This is a genomic window from Mycobacterium sp. RTGN6, from assembly GCF_033804605.1.
Lineage (GTDB): Bacteria > Actinomycetota > Actinomycetes > Mycobacteriales > Mycobacteriaceae > Mycobacterium.
On sequence record NZ_JAPZKZ010000028.1, the window covers coordinates 1 to 904 of the forward strand.

Sequence of the window (904 nt, forward strand, 5' to 3'; positions counted from 1 at the left end):
CTTGAAGATCACTTCGCTTGGTTATTTGCGGGTGGAGTCACCAGATGCCAACGAGTGGACCAGTTTTGGTCCAGAGGTATTGGGTTTGGCGTTGTCGGAGGACCCGCTGCAGCGCCCGGACACGGTGATGTTGACCAACGACGATCGGCCCGGTCGGATCGTGGTCAGCCAGGGCCCGCACAATCGGCTGCAGTGTGCGGGCTGGGAGCTGCCCAATGCGCAGGAGCTCGCGGCGGCTACTGCGCAGCTGCAGCGGGCCGGGGTGGTGGTGCAACGGGGCACCGCCGAGCAGTGCCGGGCGGCCAGGGTGCGGGAGTTGGTGAGTTTCACCGATCCCGCGGGGTTCACTCACGAGTTGTTCTACGGCCAACTCGTGGTGCCTGGATCGTTTCGGCCGGGCCGGGCGATGTCGGGTTTCGTCACCGGGGCTCAGGGCCTGGGGCACATCGTGGTGAACGTGCCGGATCTGGTGGAGTCACTCGACTTCTACCGTGACGTGCTGGGCTTCCGAGTCAGCGACGAAGTCGACATGTTTGGGCATCGGTTGATCTTCTTCCACGTCAACCCGCGCCACCACAGTCTGGCCATCATCGAAACCCCGGGGATGCGGGGCATGCATCACTTGATGCTTCAGGTGGGCGAGGTCGACGACGTGGGCTTCGCTCACGATCTGTGCGCCGATCGAGAGGTCGTCGCCTATTCACTGGGCCGGCACACCAACGACCGGATGATGAGCTTCTATCTGCGCACGCCTGCCGGGTTCGAGATCGAGTATGGCTGGAACGCGGTCACCGTCGATGACGACGACGAGTGGGTGGTCACCTACATGGACGCCTCCAGCATGTGGGGTCACCGACCGGTCAATGCCCTACCGCCGGGATGTTCCGAGCCCGTCGATGCCGAA

At 63.7% G+C, this 904-nt stretch carries 1 protein-coding gene; it reads left to right on the forward strand.

Annotation, left to right across the window (positions count from 1 at the left end; translation table 11 throughout):
* Nucleotides 1–25: 25 nt before the first annotated feature.
* Nucleotides 26–904 (forward strand): VOC family protein (locus tag SLQ33_RS33515; protein WP_413467785.1); only part of this gene is annotated, 879 nt, incomplete at its 3' end.